Origin of the sequence: Sporosarcina saromensis (genome assembly GCF_033253735.1) — a bacterium.
GTDB lineage: Bacteria > Bacillota > Bacilli > Bacillales_A > Planococcaceae > Sporosarcina > Sporosarcina saromensis.
On the sequence record NZ_JAUBDI010000045.1, the window covers coordinates 1 to 1,889 of the forward strand.

Genomic DNA, 1,889 nt, shown 5'->3' on the forward strand with positions numbered 1-1,889 from the left:
GTTGTGCGCCCGGCATGGGCTATAACTTGGTGGTGAAAGTCCACTACAGGCTTGGCAGTAGGAACTGTTAGCTTAAGGCAAGGGTGTTCATCGTGAGGTGGAATCTGAAGGAAGCCGGCGGCAAAATCCCGAACCGACGGACAGAAACTGCATATAAGGCTGAATTGGAACGGACGAGTTTGCAACACAAAACGAAGTCCAATACTGCCCGAATTCCATACAGTAAATGCAGCGGTTACATGGGAGGAAGGTTATAGCTCTTACCCGGGGAGGTCTTACAGGGGTTCCCGACAAGAGGAATGGAATATTCCACAGGAACAAACCCGACAGTGATGACGGGTTGAACTGTAAGAAGTCAGCAGAAGCCATAGTAGTCCATTAGGATGAAGGGCTGAACAATAACAATTCTGAAATGAAATGGAGGTAAAGACAGTGCAAAGACCACAGAAAACATCGTCAGATGGCTGGCCGCAAAGGGATAGGTTGGAAACTGAAAAGTATGCGGGAGCGTGCAGTCCTGTCTTTACAGAAATGGAACGACAGGATGGTATCGATTTGATTGATAAAGTAGTCGACATCAACAACCTCTTTAACGCATGTAAGAAAGTAAAGGCAAATAAAGGGGCGCCCGGTGTCGATGAAATGACAGTAGATGAGCTATTTGGACATGTAGCCAAATACCGAACCCAACTGATTCGGAAACTGAAAGACGGTTCGTACGAACCACTACCAGTAAAACGTGTTGAAATCCCAAAGTTAGATGGTTCAATGCGAAAACTCGGCATACCGTGTGTACGGGATCGAATGGTTCAACAAGCCATCTATCAGGTGATTGGTAAAATCATTGACCCTCATTTTTCAGAGGGAAGCTATGGTTTTCGTCCAAGACGGAACCAACATCAAGCTATTAAGCAGGCCATCACATATTATGAACAAGGTTACAGGGTGGTAGTCGATTGTGATTTAAAAAGTTACTTCGATACCATTAATCATCAGAAGCTGATGGAGTATCTAAAGGAGTTCATAAATGACAAGATTGTCCTAAAGTTGATATGGAAGTTTCTAAAGAGTGGCATCCTAGAAGATGGACTTATCAGTCCAACAGAAGAGGGTGCTCCGCAAGGTGGTGTACTTTCCCCGATTCTTAGCAATGTCTATTTGAACCAATTGGATAGAGAACTTGAAAAACGTGGGCATAAATTCGTACGATTTGCGGATGATTTCTGCATCTATGTGAAAAGCAAGCGTGCAGGGGAACGTGTTCTGGAAAGCATTACAAAGTTTCTTGAACATGACTTGAAATTAACGGTAAACCAAGAAAAGAGCAAGGTGGGTTCACCGGTAAAACTCAAGTTCCTCGGTTTCTGCCTCCATTCCACATCTAAAGGTGTGGGTTGTAGACCCCATCACTCCGCGAAGAGTCGATTCAAAACGAAAATAAAGAAAATCACCAAACGGAACCGCCCGGGTCGCTTCGAAGAGATTGCCAAAGAAATCAACCAAGTGACAGTAGGCTGGATAAACTATTATGGAATAGGCTTGATGAAAAGTTTTATAAAATCCATGACACAATGGCTGAACCATCGGCTACGGCAACTGATATGGAAACGTTGGAAGAAGATATGGACAAAATACCGTCAGTTGCGAAGACTGGGAATTTGGCATGATGAAGCTTGGAAGGTAGCAAATTCCCGAAAGGGATATTGGAGAATTTCCAAAAGCGAAACGCTACACAAAGCAATCAAAGCAGAAACGCTCACCAAGTGGGGTCTGAAAGACTTGAATCACTTGTATGAGCGTCGGTACTTAAGTTATTGAACCGCCGTATACCGAACGGTACGTACGGTGGTGTGAGAGGACGGGAGTTAATCACTCCCTCCTACTCGATT

Annotated in this window: 2 protein-coding genes; both read left to right on the forward strand. The window is 44.4% G+C overall.

All coding sequences use genetic code 11. The features are described from left to right. The first annotated feature begins 92 nt into the window (after positions 1–92). A complete protein-coding gene (locus QT711_RS19510; protein ID WP_317946918.1) occupies positions 93–257 on the forward strand; it encodes a hypothetical protein in 165 nt (54 codons plus the stop codon). 274 nt (positions 258–531) lie between these two features. Continuing rightward, entirely contained in the window at positions 532–1,818 is a 1,287-nt protein-coding gene (gene ltrA / locus QT711_RS19515) for a group II intron reverse transcriptase/maturase (RefSeq protein WP_317946919.1), read from the forward strand. Positions 1,819–1,889: the final 71 nt, after the last annotated feature.